Origin of the sequence: Micromonospora sp. M71_S20 (assembly GCF_003664255.1) — a bacterium.
Taxonomy (GTDB): domain Bacteria; phylum Actinomycetota; class Actinomycetes; order Mycobacteriales; family Micromonosporaceae; genus Micromonospora.
In genome coordinates, this window is record NZ_RCCV01000001.1 from 4,732,509 (window position 1) to 4,751,159 (window position 18,651).

Here is an 18,651-nt window from a genome sequence, read left to right on the forward strand (position 1 = left end):
ACGGCGGCTGCTTGCGACCCGGAGACCAGCGCGGGGACAGGGGGCCGGGACGTGGATTCGAAGCAACGCGTCGGACCGGCGGGCGCCGGGGCGGCCGTCGACGATCTCTTCGCCGGTGACGACGAGACCAGCGCCGCGCACCGGGCAACCGACTGGGCCGCCACCGCCCTGGGTCCGGTGGAGAACTGGCCGCCGGAGCTGTGCGCGGCGGTACGCACCGTGCTGCCGTCGAAGATCCCGATGCTGTTGTGGTGGGGCACCGAGCTGGTGCAGATCTTCAACCACGCGTACACCCCGGTGCTCGGCGACAAGTACCCGGCCGCGGTCGGCCAGCCGGGCGCACGGTGCTGGGCGGAGGTCTGGACCGAGTTGGGCCCGCTCACCGACCAGGTGCTCGCCGGCCGGGGCGCCACCTACGCGGAGAACCAACTGCTCCTGCTCAACCGGCACGGCTACCTGGAGGAGACGTACTGGACCTTCTCCTACAGCCCGGTGCGCGCCGGGCACGGCCAGGTCCCCGGTGTCTTCGTGGCCACCACCGACGTCACCGCCCGGGTGCTGGGTGACCGGCGGCTGGAGACGCTGCGCGAGCTGGGCTCGATCTCCATCGCGGCGGCGGACACCACCCGCGACGCCGCCCGGGCGGCCGCCCGGGTCCTCACCGGCAGCCCGGCCGACCTGCCCGCCGTGATGATCTACCTGCGTCCGGAGGGCGCGACGCCGGGCGACGACAGCGACCCGACCGGCCCCGGACCGGACGGCAGCCGAGGCTCCGAGGCGGACGAGCTGGTGCTGGCCGCCTCGGTCGGCGTGGCCGACGACACCGCCGCGGCGGCCGGGTGGCTGGCACAGATCGCCGAGGTGGCGCGCACCGGACGCCCCGCGCGGGTCCGGGGAGTGGCCCTGCCGGGCGACCCCCGCGCCGGGGCCGGGGCGGTCGTCGGGGTGCCGGTGGACGAGGTGGTGGTGCTGCCCCTGCTGGCGACCGGGCAGGCTCGCCCGGCCGGCGTGCTGGTCGCCGGCATCAGCCCCTTCCGGGAACTGGACGAGGCGTACCGCGGGTTCCTCGACCTGGTGGCCAACCGGGTCTCGACGGCGCTGAGCGACGTGCTGGCGTACGAGGCGCAGCGACGCCGGGCCGCGGCGCTGGCCGAACTGGACGCGGCGAAGACGGAGTTCTTCACCGACGTCAGCCACGAGCTGCGCACCCCGCTGACGCTGATCGCCGGCCCGGTGCGGGAGAGCCTCGCCGACCGGCGCGAACCACTCCCGCCGGGCCAACGCGAGCGCCTGGAGCTGGTGCACCGCAACACCGGCCGGCTGCGCAAGCTGGTCAACGACATGCTCGACTTCGCCCGCCTGGAGGGCGGCCGGCTGGACGCGGAACGGGTGGAGACCGACCTTCCGGCGCTCACCGCCGGCGTCGCCGAGTCGTTCGCGTACGCGATGCGCCAGGCCGGGCTGGCCTACCGGGTCGACGTCGAGGCGCTGCCGCGCACCGCGTACGTGGACCGCGACATGTGGGAGAAGGTGGTCGTCAACCTGCTCTCCAACGCCCTGAAGTACACCCTGGCCGGGTCGGTGCGGCTACGGCTGCGTGGCGACGGCGAGCGCGTCACGCTGACCGTCGACGACACCGGCGTCGGCGTCCCCGCCGACCAGCAGCCGCTGCTGTTCCACCGCTTCCACCGCGTACGCGGCGCCGGCGGCCGGTCGCACGAGGGCACCGGCATCGGGTTGGCGCTGGTGCAGGAGATGGTCCACCTGCACGGCGGCGAGGTCCGCGTGCGCTCGGTCGAGGGCGAGGGCTCGACGTTCACCGTCCGCCTGCCGTACGGCCGGCCCACCGCCACGACCAGCCGCCGCGAGCGGATCCACGAGCCGGCCCACGAGGCGTACGTCGCCGAGGCCCTGCACTGGCTGCCGGAGGCCGCGCCCGCCCACCCCGAGCGGACCGACGACGACGCCCGGGACGCCGCGACGGTGCTGGTGGTGGACGACAACGCCGACCTGCGCGCGTTCCTCGCGAGCCTGCTCGCGCCCCACCACCGGGTGGTCGTCGCGGCCGACGGTCGGGAGGCGCTCGACCGGATCGCCGAGCGGGTGCCGGACCTGGTGCTGACCGACGTGATGATGCCCCGCCTGGACGGCTTCGGGCTGGTCCGGGCGCTGCGCGCCGACCGGCGTACGGCCGGGCTGCCGATCATCGTGCTCTCCGCGCGCGCCGGTGAGGAGGCGGCGGTGGAGGGGCTGCGGACCGGGGCCGACGACTACCTGGCCAAGCCGTTCTCCTCGGAGGAACTGCTGGCGCGGGTGGGCGCGCACCTGGAGCTGGCGCGGTTGCGCAACGAGGAGGCGACCTGGCGGGCGGCGCTGATCGAGTCGTTGCAGGACGCGTTCGCCGTGGTCGACGCCGACGGCGCGCTGGTCGAGGCGAACGAGGCGTTCTGCCGCCTGGTCGGCGCCTCCCGGCTGGCGGCGCCGGTCGCGCCGCCGCACCCGTGGTGGCCGGAGGCCGACGCCGCGCCCGCCGACCGGCGGCTGCTGATCGACGTGCTGTGCACCGCGCGGGGCTCCGGCCGAGGTCGGGTCACCCTGCCGCTGCGGCACGCCGACGGGCGGCGGATCTGGGCCGAGGCGGTCTACAACTCGCTGCGCGAGCCGCGTACCGGCCGCCGCCTCTACGTCGCCACGCTGCGCGACGTGACCGCCGAGGTCCGCGCCGCCGCCCGGCAGTCCGCCCTGACCGCGCTCTCCGGCCGCCTCGCCCGCGCCACCGACGTGGCCGAGGTGCTCGACGCCGGCCTGTCCGAGCTGTGCACCCTGCTGGACGGCACCCGCGGCCTGGCGGTTTGCGCCGACGCCGCCGGCACACCGCTCGTGGTGACCCAGGGCCTGACGCTGACCCGGCAGGTGCAGCGGGCGCTCGACGGGCTGGCCGCGGAGGGCGAGCCGCAGCTCGTCGTCGACGACGCCGGCCGGGTGACCGCGCTCGGGGCGCGCATCGAGCCGGGCGGGGCGCCCGGCGGGGTGTGGCTGGAGCTGGAGCCGCCCCGGTCGGTGCCGACCGTGGACCGGCCGCTCGTGCGACAGCTCTGCGCGGCGCTGGCCCAGGCGCTGGTCCGCGCGCGGGCCTTCGAGACCCAGCGCACGGTGGCCCTGGCCATGCAGCGGGCGATGCTCGGTCCGGTCGACCTGCCGGCCGGGTTCGCGACCCGCTACCAGCCGGCGGTGGCGCCGCTGGAGGTGGGCGGCGACTGGTACGACGTGGTCCAGCTCCCCGGCGACCTCGTGGGCGTGGTGGTGGGCGACGTGGTGGGGCGGGGCCTGCCCGCCGCCACCGTGATGGGCCAGCTGCGCAGCGCCTCGCGCGCCCTGCTCCTGCAGGCCAAGAGCCCCGCCGAGGTGCTCTGCGCGCTGGACGACTTCGCCCGGATGGTGCCCGGCGGCGCCTGCACCACCGTCTTCTGCGCCATCATCGACCGCTCGCTGGGCGTGCTCCGCTACTCCTCGGCGGGCCACCCGCCGGGCATCCTGGTGCACCCGGACGGCTCCGCCGACCTGCTGACCCGCGCCGGCTCGGTGCCGCTGGCCAGCGTCGCGGTGCCCGGCCGGCCCGAGGCCGGAGCGCAGCTGCAACCCGGTTCGACGCTGCTGCTCTACACGGACGGGCTGATCGAGCGACGACGGGAACTGATCGACGCCGGCATCTCCCGGGCGGTCGCCGCGCTCACCCAGGGCCGCGAGCTGCCCGAGGGCGCGCTGGCCGACCGGATGGTCCGGGACCTGCTGCCCGACACCCGCAACGACGACGTGGCGGTGCTGGTCTACCGGCACCGGGAGCCGGCGGTCTTCGCCGCGGCGCTGACCGCCGACCCGGGGCAGCTCGCGCCGACGCGGCAGGCGCTGCGGGAGTGGCTGACCGGCCTCGGCATCGGCGAGACCGACGTCGACGCGGTGCTGATCGCGGCCGGCGAGGCGTGCGCCAACGCGATCGAGCACGGTTACCGGTTCGCCCCGGACGCGTCGGTCACCGTCCGGGGGCGGCTGCGCGCCGACCGGCTGGAGATGGTGGTCAGCGACACCGGCGGATGGCGGGAGGCGACCCCCGACGACAGCGAGCGCGGCCGTGGCCGGCTGATCATGGCCCGGTTGATGGACGAGGCCGCCGTCGCCGGCAGCGCCGAGGGCACGACCGTACGCCTGGTCAAGCGCGTCTCCGGCACCTGACCGGCTGCCGTCGCGGCGACCGCCGCCCGGGGATACCGGCGTCGGGTGGCCGACGGCCCGGGTTGTGGTGGTACTCCTGCGGCGACGACACTCCCGCGCGTCCGGCAGGCTCATGATCATTTGCTGAGAACCGGTAGAAGTGGTGGGTGGCTTCCGGGTGACTGGCAAACGATCATCGCTGCTTTAGCAGGGTTTTGGGCGTCGTGGGCGTTGTCCACAGCAGGGCCGCTGTCCACAGCGCGCGGGGGAACATGTGGCGAGCGGTGGCCGCGTCCGGCACGGTCGGCGGCGTGAACTCCGTGCTGCGGGCCCTGGTCGACCGCAACGGCGGGCTCGTCACCCGACACGCTGCCGTGCAGGTACTCCCGCGCTGGGTGCTGGAGGACGCGTCGCGTTCCGGACGCCTGTTCCGGCTTCTGCCCGGGGTCTACGTGGACGCCGCCCTGGTCGACGGCGTGGAGAGCGCGCCGCCGCTGGCCCGGGTCGCTCCCGCCCTGGCTCGGCGGGCGGCTGTGGCCTACACGGGCGGGCGTGGTGCGCTGAGTCACCTCACCGCTCTGGACGTGTGGAAGTTGCGCCGTCAGCTGCCTGGCGAGCCCCTACACCTGGACGTGCCGATCGGTGCGGGGCTGCGCAGCGGACCGCACCTGGTCGTACACCATCGTCGGTCCTTCGCCCCGGAGCCACCCCATGTGCTGGTACGCGACGGCGAGCCGGTTACCCGGTTGGACCGGACGCTCGTCGACGCCTGGCCGCTGCTGCCCCCGGCGGACCGGCCGGCGACCCTGATCAGGGCGGTCAACGACCGCCTGACCACCCCGCAGCGGATCGCCGCCGCGTTGGCGACCGCGCCGAAGCTCGCGGATCGTGCCGCACTACGTGGGCTGCTGGACCGGCTCGCCGCCGGCTGCCGCAGTCCGTTGGAGATCTGGGGGCACGACCACGTTTTCGTCGGGCCGGGAATGCCGGCGTTCCGACGACAGGTGCGGGCGCAGCTGGGCGGACGGGTGATCTACCTCGACCTGTTCGCCGAGGCCGAACTCGTCGACATCGAACTGGACGGCGCGACGACCCATGCCGACAGGCGGGAACGCGAGATCGACCTGCGACGCGACGCACTGTTGGCGGCTCGGGGCGTTCTCGTCGTCCGCTTCAGCCACCGCCGACTGCTTCACGAGCCCGACGAGGTGCGTCGCGACACGCTCGCCATCCTCGCGACCCGCCGCGGGACCTCACGCCCGACCCCGGACTGGAGCGACGAACCTCAGGTCGAATGAGCGGCACCGGGCGGCCGCTTTCGGCACCGCTCCGCCGACCATGATCGTTTGGCAGGAAACCGGTGGAATCCATCCCCACACCCCGGTCGACCATCAACCGATCATGAGAGTGATCGAGCAGATGGCCTACCCCACCAAAGTGGAGGCGTCGGCTGTTCGGAGGGTGGCGCGGAGATCAACGTGGCGGCACGCTTGTCGGCGTGAAGGCCTTCGTGGGGGTCACGGATGAGAAGTGGTACCGCTTCCTGGCGGCCCGTCCCGAGCTGAACGAGGTCAACTTCTGGCGACCTTCGGGCGGTGGGTTTCGGGCCCTCACGGCTGGCGAACCCTTCTTCTTCAAGGCCCACCACCCCCTCAACCGCGTCATCGGTGGCGGCTTCTTCAGCGGCTTCACTCAGCTGCGGATCTCCGAGGCATGGGAGTTGTTCGGAGAGGCCAACGGCGCGAGCAGCATCGACGAGATGCGCCGCAGCGTCGGCCGCTACCGAAGGCAGCCGATCGCGCCCGACGAGGATCCCGTCATCGGCTGCATCTTCGTGCGTGACGCCAGCTTCTTCCCCGACGAGTCCACCGTTGGCCCGCCGCCCGAGTTCAAGTCGAACGTGGTGCAGGGCAAGACGTACGACCTCGCGGATCCCGCCTGGGGCGACTACTTCGAACTGCTGATCCACCGCCTGATCGGCACGACTGTCGAACTCGACCTGAGCGAATCCTGGCATCGGCCCGGCCCGGTCTACGGAGATCCACGGTTGGTGCCCCAACGGCTGGGCCAGCAGTCGTTCAAGGCCGTTGTGCTCGGGGCGTACGGCCGACGCTGCGCAATCACCGGCAACAGGGTGCAACCGGTATTGCAGGCCGCGCACATCCGACCGCTGCCGAAGGGCGGCGAGCACCGCCTGGACAATGGCCTGCTCCTGAAGTCGGACGTGCACATTCTCTTCGACAAGGGCTATTTGGGAGTGGATCCCAAGTACCGGCTCATGGTCAGCCCTCGACTTCGCAGCGAGTTCGGCAACGGCGACCAGTTCTATGCCAAGGCGGGCGAGCAGATAGCTGTTCCAGATCGCCGTGCCGACCGACCGAACACGGAGTTCCTGGAATGGCACCTCGACAGCGTCTACAAGGCGGCCTGACCCCCAGCCGAGATTGAGCGTCAACTTTGGCCGGGACGATCGAGCGGGTCAGTTCGGGTGGGGTGGTTCGTCGAGGATGGCGCTGAAGCGCTCCTCGGCCAGGTCGAGCTGGCCGAGGATGTGCTCCTTGACCGGCGCCGACAGGGGCGTGTCCGACCGGGTGACAAGGTCGCGATAGACCGGCACGAGCGGGCGGTACTTGCGGGCGGACGAGGTCACCTTCGGGCCGACGGTGTGGATTACGCCCACCCCGTTGTCCGTGAAGTCGGAGATCTTGATGACTCGCGCCCACGGTTCCCGGTCCAGGCTGGCCGCCACGTGCTCCCGGTACTGGACGTGCTTGTCCCGCCCCGGGTCGTACGCCGGATTGGTGACCGCGCCGACCAGGCGGGCCACCCTGGGGCCGAACCGCTCCGCGAGCACCGCCAGGGCGGCGGCGGTGACGTCCCCGCCGTCGTGCGCCCCGGCCAGTTCGTCGGGGTGGTCCTCCACCGCGTCGTGCAGCAGGCCGGCGACGATCACGTCGACGTCGCGGACCTGGTAGTGGTGCATCATCCGGATCGCCACCCGCAGCAGGTGGTTCAGGTAGGGCTCGCGTACCCGCCGGTCGTCGCGGTGCAGCTCGGCGGCCAGGTCGAGGGCCTCTGTGAGCCGTTCCCGGGCGGCCTCGTCGAACGCGCGCAGCTCCAGCCGGAACCGGGCCAGCAGGCCGGGCTCGCCGTGGATCTCGGTGATCGCGTGCATCGGCATGGTGGCCAGGTAGGCGGGAAACTCCATCCGCCACTTATAGCCGATCTTCACCGTGCCGGGGGCCCCTGGCGTCGGCCACCCGACGCCAGTGCCCCCAAGTGACCGCTGACCTGTTCGTCGTCGACGGCCGGGCCTCGGTGCAGTTCGCCGGGGACCGCGCCCTGACCTTCCGCGTCGTCTCGGTCTGCGACCAACCGGCGTACGCCGGCTGGATCTGGCTGACCGGCTACGTCCTCGGCCGTCGCGGCGAAGCGACCGCCAAGCGCGAGATCTACGTCCAGCTCGCCGGCCTCCGTCCGGCGGCGGCCGCCCCCGCCCCGAGACGGGCCCGTGGCACCGGCTCCTATGCTGCACGGCGTGACCAAGGTGACGGCGGAGCAGCTCGCGACCGCTCGGGGCTGTGTGCTCGGGCTGATGCTCGGTGACGCGATCGGCGCGACGGGCGGCACGGTGCCGGCGTCCGGGCCGTTGCCCGCGACCGCCGCCGGGCAGCTCGCCTGCTTCACCGTCGACGGCCTGATCCGCGCCCACGTCCGGCAGCGGCACCGGGGCATCTGTCACCCGCCGAGCATGGTGTGGGAGTCGTACCGGAGTTGGGCAACGATCCAGGGCGTCCCCGGCTTCACGGCCGGCGGCGAGGGCCACCGGCCGGGAGGCTGGCTGGCGAAGGTGCCGGTGCTGGCGGAGCGGCGCGGATCGGCGCCGGCGACCGTGGCGGCACTCCAGCGGCGCAAGATCGGCACGATCGACGAGCCCAACGGCACGAGCACCGGGGCGCACGCGCTCACCCGCACCCTGCCGGTCAGCCTCTACCCGTGCGACCCGGCGGAGATGGCCGCCCTTACGCACGCCGGTGACGCTGTGGCCGCCGCCGGGCTGGGTGGTGCGGTGGTCCGTCTCCTCGCCGCAGGACGTCCGCTCATCGAGGCCCTGGAGAGCGTGGCGGCGGACCCGGCAGGCTTCGCCGAGGCGTCGCAGCGGTCCCTGGTTCCGGCCCTGGCCGCCGCCCAGTCGGGTGCGCCGTCGACGGGCGAGCTGACCCGGCTCGCTCCCGATGCCAGGGCGGTTTCCGCGCTGGCGGGTGGCATCTACGCCGTCGCCTGCCTCCCGGGGCGGGAAACGGTACGCGAGGCGCTCCTCTTCGCCGCCTCGGCCGGCGACGGCGGCCACGCCGTGACGGTGGCCGGCGCCCTACTGGGCACGGCACACGGGCCGGACGCGCTCCCGGTGGACTGGCTGTCCCGGCTGGAGTTGGCGTGGACGGCCGACACGCTGGCCCGCGACCTCGTCACCGAGCTGCACGACAGCCCTTCGGGAGGCGAGTACTTCCCCCCGACCGATCCTCACTGGAGGACCCGCTACCCCGGCTGACGCCAACAGCGAAGCGCCGCCACCGCTCGCTGCGCCACGGCGCCTGCACCCACGCCAGCGCCTCCCGCTCGTGCGTGAACCGCGACGGCTGAGCCTCCTCCACCGCCCCGCCGTCGGCCATGGGAACTCGACGGGTCCGGGGTTTGACCCTCGAGTCGGTCGAGCCCCGAGCATGGGCCGCGAAGACCCGGCGGCCGGCCGGCGGGTCCCCGACCGCGAGGAGCACAGTGGACACGAACGACGGCGACGACGTCATGGCGCACATCGGCCGCGCCCTGGAACTGGGTGGAGCTGGCGACCGGGCCGCCGCACGCGAGGCCCTCATCCAGCTCTGGGACCGGGTCGGCGGCACCGGGGACGCCCTGCACCGCTGCACCATCGCGCACCACCTGGCCGACCTCCAGGAATCGGTCGCGGACGAGGTGGCGTGGGACCGCCGCGCGCTGGCCGCCGTCGCCGAGCTCAGCGACGAGCGCGTCCAGCGGCACGACGCTTCGCTGCGGGTACGCGCCCTCCTGCCGTCCCTGCACCTCAACCTCGCTGACGGGTACCGCCGCGCCGGCGACCCCGCCCGCGCCCGGGAGCACCTGGCGGTCGCGGCGCCCCTCGCCGCCGAGTTGCCGGACGACGGGTACGGCACGATGATCCGCGAGGCGATCGCGCGGGTGGGCGCCCTCCTCGACGCCGGGTCCCGGGAACCCCTCGCCGCACCGTGACACCGCGTCGCCCCGGCCTGGGTCGGCGGCGCGTCACCGGCGCGAGCGACGGCCGCTCAGGTCCGGCAACGGTGTCCGGAACCCGAGCGGGACGCGTCGGCAGGGTCCGTCAGCTCGGGACGTCGCGGCGGCGGAAGCCGGCCGTCCCGACCACCAGGAGCGCGGCTCCCACCCCCGTCAGCACGACGAGCGGCAGCGCCGCCGGGTCGACCGCCGGGGCCGACGGCACGTGGGTGTACGGCGACAGGTTCAGCGCCGCCTGCGGCAGGTCGAGCACCGCGCCCAGCTGCCCGAGCAGCAGGAACGCGATCATCGCCGCCCAGGACAGCGCCACCGACCAGCGGGGCAGCAGACCGAACAGCGCCGTCACCACCCCGGCGACCACCAGCAGGGCCGGCAGCCGTACCAGCGCCGCCCCGCCCAGCTCGACGGCCCGGCCGAGGGGGTCGCCGGCGACGAGGCCGTAGCCGAGGCCGGTGGTGAGCCCGCCCAGCAGCACCAGGGCGAGCGCGCCGAGCGTCGCCGCGACCACCTGCGTGGTCAGCCAGCGGGTGCGGCCGACCGCCGTGGCCAGCACCGCCTCCAGCGGCCCGTCGGTCTCGTCGCCGCGCGTGCGCAGCAGCGCCTGCACGACGTACGCCCCGATGGTCAGCGCGAACAGCCCCAGCATCGCCGCCAGGTACGCGTCGATCAGCCGCGCGCCGCCGCCCATGGCGCTGATCGCCTCGGCGGCGGCCGGGTTCTCCTCGATCATGGCGTTGAACTCGTCGCCGGCGATGCCCATCGAGAACCCGAGCACCGCCACCCCGACCGCCCAGCCGAGCAGCGTGCCGCGCTGCAACCGCCAGGCCAGTCCGGCGGGGCTGAGCAGCCCGGGTGCGGCCGTGGCCGGTCCGCGCCGGGGCGCGACGAGCCCGGCGCCGATGTCCCGCCGCTCGGCGAGGGCGTAGGCCACCACCACCCCGGCGACCAGCAGCGCGACGGGCAGCGCCAGCACCCACCAGCGTTCGCCGCCGAAGGCGCGCACCTGGTTGCCCCAGCCGAGCGGCGAGAGCCAGGACGGCCAGGCGCTGTCCACCCGCAGCCCGCCGTCGGTCTGCTCGCCCAGCACGTCTCCGGCCGCGCGGAGCAGGAAGGCGATGCCGACGGCGGCGGCGGCGAGCGCGTTGGCGCACCGGGAGGTGACCGACAGTTGGGCGGTGACGGCGGCGACGCCGGTGAACGCCACCCCGACGCCACCGACCGCGGCGGCCGCGGCGACGGACCCGGCGAGCGGCAGTCCGGCGCCGGCCAGGGCGGCGGCGAGCAGGGCGGTGGCGGCCACGTTCGCCGCGACGACCACCAGCAGGGCGGCGGTGAGCAGCGCGTACCGGCCGACGACGGAGGCGCCGAGCAGCTCCGCCCGGCCGGTCTCCTCGTTCTGCCGGGTGTGCCGGACCACCGCGAAGGTGCTCAGCAGCGCGGCGAGCAGGGCGAGCGTCACGTACGTCTCGGCGACCACCACCGCGCCGAGGTCGGTGCCGGCGATCGGCCCGTTGAACGCGCGGGCGACGAGGCTGGACGCCGACGTGCTGGCGTAACCGACCCGGGACGCCTCGTCCGGGTAGAACTCCTTGACGCTGCCGGCGAGGGCGTAGCCGAGCAGGGGCGTGCCGAGCACCCAGATCGCCAGCCGGACCCGGTCGCGGCGCAGCACGAGGCGGGCGAGCCGCCCGGTGCCGGTGAACGCGCTCACCGGGCACCCGCCGGCCGCTCGGCGCCCGGGCTGCGGCCGTCGGTGGGACCCGCCACCGGCGCGGAGGGCCCGGCAACGGCGGCGCGTTCGTCGCCGTAGTGGCGCAGGAACAGCTCCTCCAGGGTGGGCGGGGCGCTGGTCAGCGCGCGGACACCGAAGCGCACGAGGTGCCCGAGCAGCTCGTCGAGGTGGGCGGGCTCGACCTCCAGGTGGGTGCGCCCGTCGACCTCGCGCACCTCGTGGACGCCGGGCAGGGCGTCCAGGCCGGTCGCCGGCCGCGCCGTCTCGACCGTCACGGCCGTACGGGTGAGGTGGCGCAGCTCGGTCAGGGTGCCGGACTCGACCGTGCGGCCCTCGCGGATGATGCTGACCCGGTCGCAGAGCGCCTCGACCTCGGCCAGCACGTGGCTGGAGAGCAGGACGGTGGCGCCGTCGCGCTTGAGCTGGCGGACCTCGTCCTGGAACACGGCCTCCATCAGCGGGTCGAGCCCCGAGGTCGGCTCGTCGAGCACGTAGAGCTCGACGTCCGAGGCGAAGGCCGCGACGATGGCGACCTTCTGCCGGTTGCCCTTCGAATAGGTGCGGCACTTGCGCGTCGGGTCGAGGTCGAAGCGCTCCAGCAGGTCGTCGCGGCGGCGCCGGTCGAGGCCGCCGCGCAGCTGGCCGAACAGGTCGATCGCCTCGCCGCCGGAGAGGTTCGGCCACAGGTTCACGTCGCCGGGCACGTACGCCAGGCGGCGGTGCAGGGCCACCGCGTCGCGCCACGGGTCGGCGTCGAAGACCCGTACGTCGCCCGCGTCGCGGCGCAGCAGGCCGAGCAGGATGCGGATGGTGGTGGACTTGCCGGAGCCGTTGGGGCCGAGGAAGCCGTGCACCTCCCCCGCCCCGACCTTCAGGTCGAGCCCGTCGAGCGCGCGGACGCTGCCGAACGTCTTGACCAGGTCGTCGATGGAGATGACGGGCATTACCCCTCCTGCCGCTGGCGGTGCCGACGACCCCACTGTACTGACCGGTGGTCAGTCGAATCAACAGTGTCGCCTGCCACCGGTCAGGCGCGGCTAGGCTTGCCGCCATGACCGTCGAGGCGCCCGACGACACGCGTACCCGGATCCTGCGCGCCGCGCTCGACCTGTTCGCCGAGCACGGCTACCAGCGCACCTCGCTGCGCCAGATCGCCGAACGGCTGCGGCTGACCAAGGCCGCCATCCTCTACCACTTCCCCGCCAAGGAGCACCTGCTCGCGGCCCTGGTCGAGCCGCTGGTCGCCGACCTGGAGGCGCTGCTCGACGCGGCCGAGGCAGGGCCGGCCGAGCGGGCCCGCTGGACGGTGCTGGAGGGCTGGGTGGACACCATCCTGGGCCACCGCCGCCCGCTCGGCATGCTCTTCCACGACATCGCGCTCGTCGGGCGGGGCGACACCTACCACCGCCTGATGCGGATCGCGATGCGGGCCAACGACCTGATCGCCGGGGTGGACGCGGGGCGCCGGGAGCGGGTCCGGGCGGTGCAGGCTGTCGCCGCGTGCAGCGACCCGGTCGTCTTCTTCACCGACATTCCGGTCGAGGTGCTGCGGGCCGACATGCTCGACGGCGCACGCCGGCTGCTCGGCGACCCGGGCGAGCCCCGCCCGGACGGCGACGCGGGCGCGGCGGCGGTTCGGCGGCGGCCCGGGCGACCACGGGCGATGAGCCCGGAGCAGGTCGAGAAGGCCCGGCGGATGCACGCCGGGGGCGGACACTCGGCGGACGAGATCGCCGCCGCGCTCGGGGTCTCGCGGGCCACCCTCTACCGCCACCTCGACCCGGCCGGCGCGGAATAATGAGACGGATATTGCGACGTTTTTGAGACGGCGGCGGTGCCCCGTCAGGCGGCGAGGGTGGCGTAGCGGCCGGCGCGCTCCAGCAGGCCGTCGTGGCTGCCGGACTCGACGATCCGGCCGTGGTCGAGTACGGCGATCCGGTCCGCGTCGCGCACCGTGGAGAGCCGGTGCGCGATGGTGATGGTGGTACGACCCCGGGCCACCTCGTCGAACGCCCGCTGCACGGCGCGCTCGGTCTCGGTGTCCAGTGCGCTCGTGGCCTCGTCGAGGATCAGGATGCGCGGGTCGCGCAGCAGCGTACGGGCGATCGCGAGGCGCTGCTTCTCGCCGCCGGAGAAGCGGTGTCCCCGCGAGCCGACGACGGTGTCGTACCCGTCGGGCAGCCCGGCGATCAGGTCGTGGATCTGGGCGGCCCGGGCGGCGGCCTCGATCTCGGCGTCGGTGGCGTCCGGACGGGCGTAGCGCAGGTTCTCCCGCACGGTGGTGTGCAGCAGGTACGTCTCCTGGCTGACCACGCCGACGATCGCGGCGAGGTCGGCCAGGCGCAGGTCGCGCAGGTCGACGCCGTCGACGGTGATCCGGCCGCTCGTCGGGTCGTGCAGCCGGCTGACCAGCGCGGCCAGGGTGCTCTTGCCGGAGCCGGTCTCGCCGACCAGGGCCAGGCCGGTGCCGGCCGGCACGTCGAGGGTGATCCCGGCGACGGCGGCGGTGTCGCTGCCCGGATAGCGGAAGGTGACGTCGGCCAGGCGCAGCTCGCCCCGGATCCGGCGCGGGTCGACGTCGACCGGCTCGGCGGGGTCGTCCACCTCGACCGGGAGGTCCAGGTACTCGAAGATCCGGGCGAACAGCGCCAGCGAGGCGGTCACCGAGACGCCCACGTTGAGCAGGCCCATCAGGGGGCGGAACAGCCCGCCCTGCAACGCGGTGAAGGCGACCAGGGTGCCGATGCTGAGCGTGCCGGCGGCGCCGGGCAGGCCGGCGCTGAGGTAGATGACCGCCGGGATGGCGGCGAAGACGACGCTCATGGTGGCCATCCGCCAGCGGCCGGCGAGTTCGGAACGCAGTTCCAGGTCGACCAGGCGGTCCGACGAGGCGGCGAAGCGCGCGGCCAGGGCGGGGCCGGTGCCGAGGGTCTTGGCCAGGTGCACGCCGCTGACCGACAACCCCTCCTCGACGGTGACGTTCAGGTCGGCGAGTTCGCGCTGGCGCTCGGCGGTGATCTCGCGGCGCAGCTGGGCGACCCGGCGGGTCAGCCAGACGGCCGGCGGCAGCACGACGAGGGAGACCAGGGAGAGCCGCCAGGAGAGCGCGACCATCGCCGCCGCCGTGGCGACCACGGTGGTCAGGTTGGCCGCGATCGAGGTGGCGGTCGAGGTGACGACGCTCTGCATGCCGCCGATGTCGTTGGTGATGCGGGACTGCACCTCGCCGGTGCGGGTGCGGGTGAAGAACGACAGTGACTGCCGTTGCAGGTGGGTGAAGACGTCGGTGCGCAGCCGGTGCATGACCTGCTGGCCGACCCGGGTGGAGATCCAGGTCTGCGCCACGCCGAGCACCGAGGTCATGGCGGCGACGGCGACCATGCCGGCGACCAGCGCGACGAGCAGGGCCAGGTCGCGCTCCGGCAGGGCCCGGTCGATCACGGCGCGCAGCAGGAAGGGCGAGGCCATGGCGAGCACCGAGGAGACCACGATGATCGCGGTGACGGTGGCGAGCGCGGCCCGGTGCCTGGCGAACAGGGCGCCGATGCGCCGCAGGGACACCTGGCGGGCCTGTGCCTTCTCTGCGGCGCTGACCTTGCGGGGGCCGCGGTCGCGGCCGGAGGGGACGGGTTCCAATGGATACTTCCTCACGTCGGATATGCTGAGGTTACCTCAACATGAGGAAGCAACAGCTTCCGCTGCTACGGTATTCCCCGTGACGGCAGACACCGACAGCACCGAGGACGGCCTGGCCGAGGCGTTCCGGGCGGTGACCCGGCGGCTGCGCCACCGCACCGGCGAGGCGCTCGCGCCCTGGGACGTGACCCCCGGCCAGTCCCGGGCCCTCGGCGTGCTGCTCCGGCACGGCGCGTTGCGGCTCAGCGCGCTCGCCGAGCACCTGCGCATCGCCCCGCGCTCCGCCACCGAGGTCGTGGACGACCTCGAGGCGCGCGGGCTCGTGCGGCGCCGGCCCGATCCGGCGGACCGACGCGCCACCCTGGTCACGCCGACCGAGGAGGGCACGCGCGCCGGCGCCGCCATCCACGCCGCCCGCCGGGCCGCCGCCGAGGAGCTGTTCGGCCGCCTCGCACCCGCCGACCGGGACCAGCTCGCCCGCATCCTGCGTACGCTGCGCGACTGACCGGCCGCCCACCGCCCGGCGCCCGCCGACGCCCCGCGACCCGGGCACCGCCCGGGTTTGCCGCTCCCGGCGGCGGGTAGCCCAGCCACCCGTCCTGCCGACGGGACCGGGCCCCCGCGAGCGGGCGGCCCGGCACACCTGCGACGCCCGACAGGAGTGATCACGGTGGGTCGGATGCCCGGCAAGCCCGGTGACCGCTGACCATGTGCGGCATCAGCGGCGAGGCGAGGTTCGACGGATCGACGCCGGACGCCGACGCGGTGACCCGGATGACCGAGGCGATGCGGTCCCGGGGCCCCGACGGCGAGGGCCTCTTCGACGACGGCTGGGTGACCCTCGGGCACCGCCGGCTCACCGTCATCGACCTCACCGAGGCCGGCTCCCAGCCCATGGTCCGCGACGACCTGGGGCTGGCGCTGGTCTTCAACGGCTGCGTCTACAACTACCCCCAGCTGCGCCAGGAACTGCGGGACGCCGGGCACACGTTCCACTCCACCAGCGACACCGAGGTAATCCTGGTGGCGTACGCGCAGTGGGGCGAGCACTTCGTCGACCACCTGGTCGGCATGTTCGCCGTCGTGCTGGTGGACCGCCGGCGGCGCCGGCTGGTGCTGGCCCGCGACCGGCTCGGGATCAAGCCGCTCTACCTCGCCGAGTCACCCGGCCGGCTGCGGTTCGCCTCCACGCTGCCGGCGCTGCTGGCCGCCGGCGACGTGGACACCACGATCGACCCGGTGGCGCTGCACCACTACCTTTCCTGGCACTCCATCGTGCCGGCGCCCCGCACCGTCCTGCGCGGCATCCGCAAGCTCCCCCCGGCGACCGTGCGCGTCGTCGAGGCCGACGGGCGCAGCCGCCAGCACGTGTACTGGCGGCCCGACTACGCCCGGGACCCCGCCCACGCCGGCATGGACGCCGGGGACTGGCGGGCCGCCGTCGGGGAGGCGTTGCGTGAAGCCGTACGCCGGCGGCTCGTCGCCGACGTGCCCGTCGGCGTGCTGCTCTCCGGCGGCCTGGACTCCAGCATGATCGTGGCGCTGCTCGCCGAGGCCGGGCAGCAGCACCTGCGGACCTTCAGCATCGGCTTCGACAGCCGGGACGGCGAGGCCGGCGACGAGTTCCACTACTCCGACCTGGTCGCCCGCGCCTTCGGCACCGACCACCACCGCATCCGGCTCGCCGACGACGACCTGGTCCCGGCGGTACGCCGCACCGTCCACGCCATGACCGAGCCGATGGGCAGCCACGACGTGGTCGCCTTCCACCTGCTCTCGGAGCAGGTCGCCCGGCAGGTCAAGGTGGCCCAGTCCGGCCAGGGCGCCGACGAGGTCTTCGCCGGCTACGGCTACCACCAGCCCCTCGCGCGGGCGCCCCGCGACGGCGCGGCCGCGGCCTTCGCCGACGCGTTCTTCGACCGGGACCACGCCGAGCTGAGCCGGGTGGTCGACCCCGCGTACGCCTGCGACCGCGACGCCAGCCGCGAGCTGCTCGCGGCGGAGCTGGCCGCGCCGGGCGCGGAGACGGCGCTGGACGCGGTGCTGCGCCTGGACACGCACCTGATGCTCCCCGACGACCCGGTCAAGCGGGTGGACAGCATGAGCATGGCGTGGGGGCTGGAGGTGCGCACCCCGTTCCTGGACCAGGACCTGGTCACCCTGGCGGCGGCCTGCCCACCCGAGCACAAGGTGGCCGACGGCGGCAAGGGCGTGCTCAAGGAGGTGGCCCGCCAGGTGCTGCCCGCCGAGGTGGTCGACCGGCCGAAGGGCTACTTCCCGGTGCCGGCGCTGCGCAACGTCGACGGGCCGCTACGGCAACTCGTCACCGAGGCCCTCGCCGCGCCCGCCGCCCGCGAGCGCGGACTGTTCCGCCGCGAGTACGTCGACGAGCTGCTCGCCGAGCCGGACCGGGCGCAGGCCGCCGCCGGCAGCAACAAGCTGTGGCAGCTCGGCCTGCTGGAACTCTGGCTCCAGTCCCACGACATCCGCTGACCGGGCGCGGCGGGGCGCAGCCAGGGCATCCTGCCTGGCTGCGGATCAGGCGGCGCGAGTGAGACGGCGCGGGTCAGGCGGCGCTGGTCTCGGCGGCCAGGTGGTCCAGGACGGCGCGCACGTCGTCGCCGGTGCGGGCCATGACGCGGCGCTGCCGGGTGGCGCCGTTGCCGTCGCGGCGCAGGCGGACCAGCTGGTCGCGTACGTAGTCCAGGTCGCCGTGCCGGGCCAGGGCCGGCGTGACCGTGTCGACGAGCTCGCCGACCAGGTCCCAGGCGGGACGGGCGACGCCGGCCCGCAGGTCGATGAGGTCACCCTCAAGCCCGTCGTGGGCGGCCCGCCAGTGCGCGGCGGAGACCAGGCAGTCCCGGATCCGTCGGGCGGGAAGCCCGGCGCGGACGTCGTCGGCCAGCGTCGCGACGAGCGCGCGGACCAGCCCGGCGACCAGCACGGTGTCGTCCACGGCCGGGCAGACGTCGCCCACCCGCACCTCCACCGTGGGGTACGCGGCCGACGGGCGCGCGTACCAGTAAACCATCGCGGCGTCGAGCATGATCCCGGCGTTGATCAGCTCCGCCACCGTCGCGTCGTAGTCGGCGACCGACTCGAAGTGCGGGGTCGGCCCGATGCTGGGCCAGCGTTCCAACTGCATGGAGCGCCAACTGGCGTGCCCGGTGTCGCGTCCGTCGTGCAGCGGCGAGTTGGCGGTGATCGCCTGCACCACCGGCAGCCACGGCCGCAGGTGGTTGCAGACCTGGATGGCCAGCTCGCGGTCGGGCATCCCGACGTGCACGTGACAGCCGCAGACGGCCGGGTCGTGCGCCACCGGCCCGAACCGCCGGGACATGGCGTGGTAGCGCGGTTTGTCCGGCACCGTCCGGTGCGGCTCGTGCACGGGCGTGGCGCCGACCGCGACGAGCCGGGCCCCGGCGGCCTCGGCCGCGTCGCCGGCGGAGCGGCGCAGCGACACCAGGTGCGCACGCAGCTCGGCCAGGTTGGCGGTGACCGGAGTGACCATCTCCACCATGCTGTGCCGGAACTCCTGCCGGCTCTGGTCCCGCGCGCTGCCGGACAGGGCGGTGAGCACCCGGTCGGCGACCGGAAGGCTCTCCCCGGTCCGCGGGTCGAGCAGGAGGTACTCCTCCTCGACCCCGAGCGTCAGCGTGCTCTGGTCGGAAGCGGTGGCAGGTGCCGGACGGTACGTCATGGGCGCTCGCGTCCGTTCGTCGGGCGGCGCGCCGGGCGCCGCGCTGCCGGACGACCCGGGTTCCCGGCCCGCCGCGCGGGCA

14 protein-coding genes are annotated in these 18,651 nt (G+C 74.3%); 9 read left to right on the forward strand and 5 right to left on the reverse strand.

The genetic code is table 11. From position 1 onward, the window contains the following. The first annotated feature begins 51 nt into the window (after positions 1-51). The 3 genes from DER29_RS36110 to DER29_RS20340 all read left to right on the forward strand — a co-directional run bounded on the left by DER29_RS36110 (position 52) and on the right by DER29_RS20340 (position 6,640). Entirely contained in the window at positions 52-4,230 is a 4,179-nt protein-coding gene (locus DER29_RS36110; RefSeq protein WP_121398775.1) for a SpoIIE family protein phosphatase, read from the forward strand. A 290-nt stretch (positions 4,231-4,520) separates the two neighbouring features. Further along, positions 4,521-5,507 carry a DUF559 domain-containing protein gene (locus DER29_RS20335; RefSeq protein WP_121399362.1) on the forward strand — a complete coding sequence of 329 codons (987 nt, stop codon included), beginning with the start codon at positions 4,521-4,523 and terminating at the stop codon, positions 5,505-5,507. 200 nt (positions 5,508-5,707) lie between these two features. Beyond that, a complete protein-coding gene (locus tag DER29_RS20340) occupies positions 5,708-6,640 on the forward strand; it encodes an HNH endonuclease (protein WP_121398776.1) in 933 nt (310 codons plus the stop codon). 48 nt (positions 6,641-6,688) lie between these two features. Here DER29_RS20340 and DER29_RS20345 read toward each other — a convergent pair whose 3' ends face one another. After that, on the reverse strand, positions 6,689-7,417 hold the full coding sequence (locus DER29_RS20345) for an HD domain-containing protein (protein WP_121398777.1): 729 nt from the start codon (positions 7,415-7,417) through the stop codon (positions 6,689-6,691). Positions 7,418-7,488: 71 nt separating this feature from the next. Here DER29_RS20345 and DER29_RS35505 point away from each other — a divergent pair, with 71 nt between their 5' ends. The 3 genes from DER29_RS35505 (at position 7,489) to DER29_RS20360 (ending at position 9,477) form a co-directional block, all read left to right on the forward strand. After that, positions 7,489-7,815, forward strand: coding sequence for a hypothetical protein (locus DER29_RS35505; RefSeq protein ID WP_233599956.1), 327 nt, complete (start codon positions 7,489-7,491; stop codon positions 7,813-7,815). Next, the gene (locus DER29_RS20355) at positions 7,748-8,761 is read left to right on the forward strand and encodes an ADP-ribosylglycohydrolase family protein (RefSeq protein ID WP_199729372.1); all 1,014 of its coding nucleotides are present in this window, start codon (positions 7,748-7,750) and stop codon (positions 8,759-8,761) included. The genes DER29_RS35505 and DER29_RS20355 overlap by 68 nt, the downstream gene beginning before the upstream one ends. 254 nt (positions 8,762-9,015) lie before the next feature. After that, positions 9,016-9,477, forward strand: coding sequence for a hypothetical protein (locus DER29_RS20360; protein WP_121399363.1), 462 nt, complete (start codon positions 9,016-9,018; stop codon positions 9,475-9,477). Positions 9,478-9,586: 109 nt separating this feature from the next. On the opposite strand, the gene DER29_RS20365 is transcribed toward DER29_RS20360, so the two are convergent. Both DER29_RS20365 and DER29_RS20370 read right to left on the reverse strand, forming a co-directional pair. After that, a complete protein-coding gene (locus DER29_RS20365) occupies positions 9,587-11,212 on the reverse strand; it encodes an ABC transporter permease (RefSeq protein WP_121398779.1) in 1,626 nt (541 codons plus the stop codon). Then, complete coding sequence (locus DER29_RS20370; RefSeq protein ID WP_121398780.1) at positions 11,209-12,177, reverse strand: ABC transporter ATP-binding protein; 969 nt, start codon at positions 12,175-12,177, stop codon at positions 11,209-11,211. The genes DER29_RS20365 and DER29_RS20370 overlap by 4 nt, the downstream gene beginning before the upstream one ends. A 107-nt stretch (positions 12,178-12,284) precedes the next feature. Here DER29_RS20370 and DER29_RS20375 point away from each other — a divergent pair, with 107 nt between their 5' ends. Beyond that, positions 12,285-13,031 (forward strand): TetR family transcriptional regulator, encoded by a 747-nt coding sequence (locus DER29_RS20375; protein WP_121398781.1) that lies wholly within the window; start codon positions 12,285-12,287, stop codon positions 13,029-13,031. A gap of 44 nt (positions 13,032-13,075) precedes the next feature. On the opposite strand, the gene DER29_RS20380 is transcribed toward DER29_RS20375, so the two are convergent. Then, on the reverse strand, positions 13,076-14,869 hold the full coding sequence (locus tag DER29_RS20380; protein ID WP_121398782.1) for an ABC transporter ATP-binding protein: 1,794 nt from the start codon (positions 14,867-14,869) through the stop codon (positions 13,076-13,078). 79 nt (positions 14,870-14,948) lie between these two features. Between DER29_RS20380 and DER29_RS20385 the strand changes: the two genes are divergently transcribed. Together DER29_RS20385 and DER29_RS20390 are read left to right on the forward strand one after the other, a co-directional pair. Continuing rightward, the gene (locus DER29_RS20385; RefSeq protein ID WP_233599957.1) at positions 14,949-15,374 is read left to right on the forward strand and encodes a MarR family winged helix-turn-helix transcriptional regulator; all 426 of its coding nucleotides are present in this window, start codon (positions 14,949-14,951) and stop codon (positions 15,372-15,374) included. A gap of 203 nt (positions 15,375-15,577) precedes the next feature. Next, complete coding sequence (locus DER29_RS20390) at positions 15,578-17,362, forward strand: N-acetylglutaminylglutamine amidotransferase (protein ID WP_121398784.1); 1,785 nt, start codon at positions 15,578-15,580, stop codon at positions 17,360-17,362. Between the two features lie 73 nt (positions 17,363-17,435). On the opposite strand, the gene DER29_RS20395 is transcribed toward DER29_RS20390, so the two are convergent. Next, positions 17,436-18,569, reverse strand: coding sequence for a glutamate--cysteine ligase (locus DER29_RS20395; protein WP_121398785.1), 1,134 nt, complete (start codon positions 18,567-18,569; stop codon positions 17,436-17,438). Positions 18,570-18,651 lie beyond the last annotated feature (82 nt).

What these genes read in the sequence shown, in the direction of transcription:
- DER29_RS20360 (WP_121399363.1), top strand. Translation starts at nt 9,016, where the DNA reads ATGGCGCACATCGGCCGCGCCCTGGAACTGGGTGGAGCTGGCGACCGG.
- DER29_RS20375 (WP_121398781.1), top strand. Translation starts at nt 12,285, where the DNA reads ATGACCGTCGAGGCGCCCGACGACACGCGTACCCGGATCCTGCGCGCC.
- DER29_RS20390 (WP_121398784.1), top strand. Translation starts at nt 15,578, where the DNA reads ATGTGCGGCATCAGCGGCGAGGCGAGGTTCGACGGATCGACGCCGGAC.
- DER29_RS20370 (WP_121398780.1), bottom strand. Translation starts at nt 12,177, where the DNA reads ATGCCCGTCATCTCCATCGACGACCTGGTCAAGACGTTCGGCAGCGTC.
- DER29_RS20395 (WP_121398785.1), bottom strand. Translation starts at nt 18,569, where the DNA reads ATGACGTACCGTCCGGCACCTGCCACCGCTTCCGACCAGAGCACGCTG.
- DER29_RS20345 (WP_121398777.1), bottom strand. Translation starts at nt 7,417, where the DNA reads ATGGAGTTTCCCGCCTACCTGGCCACCATGCCGATGCACGCGATCACC.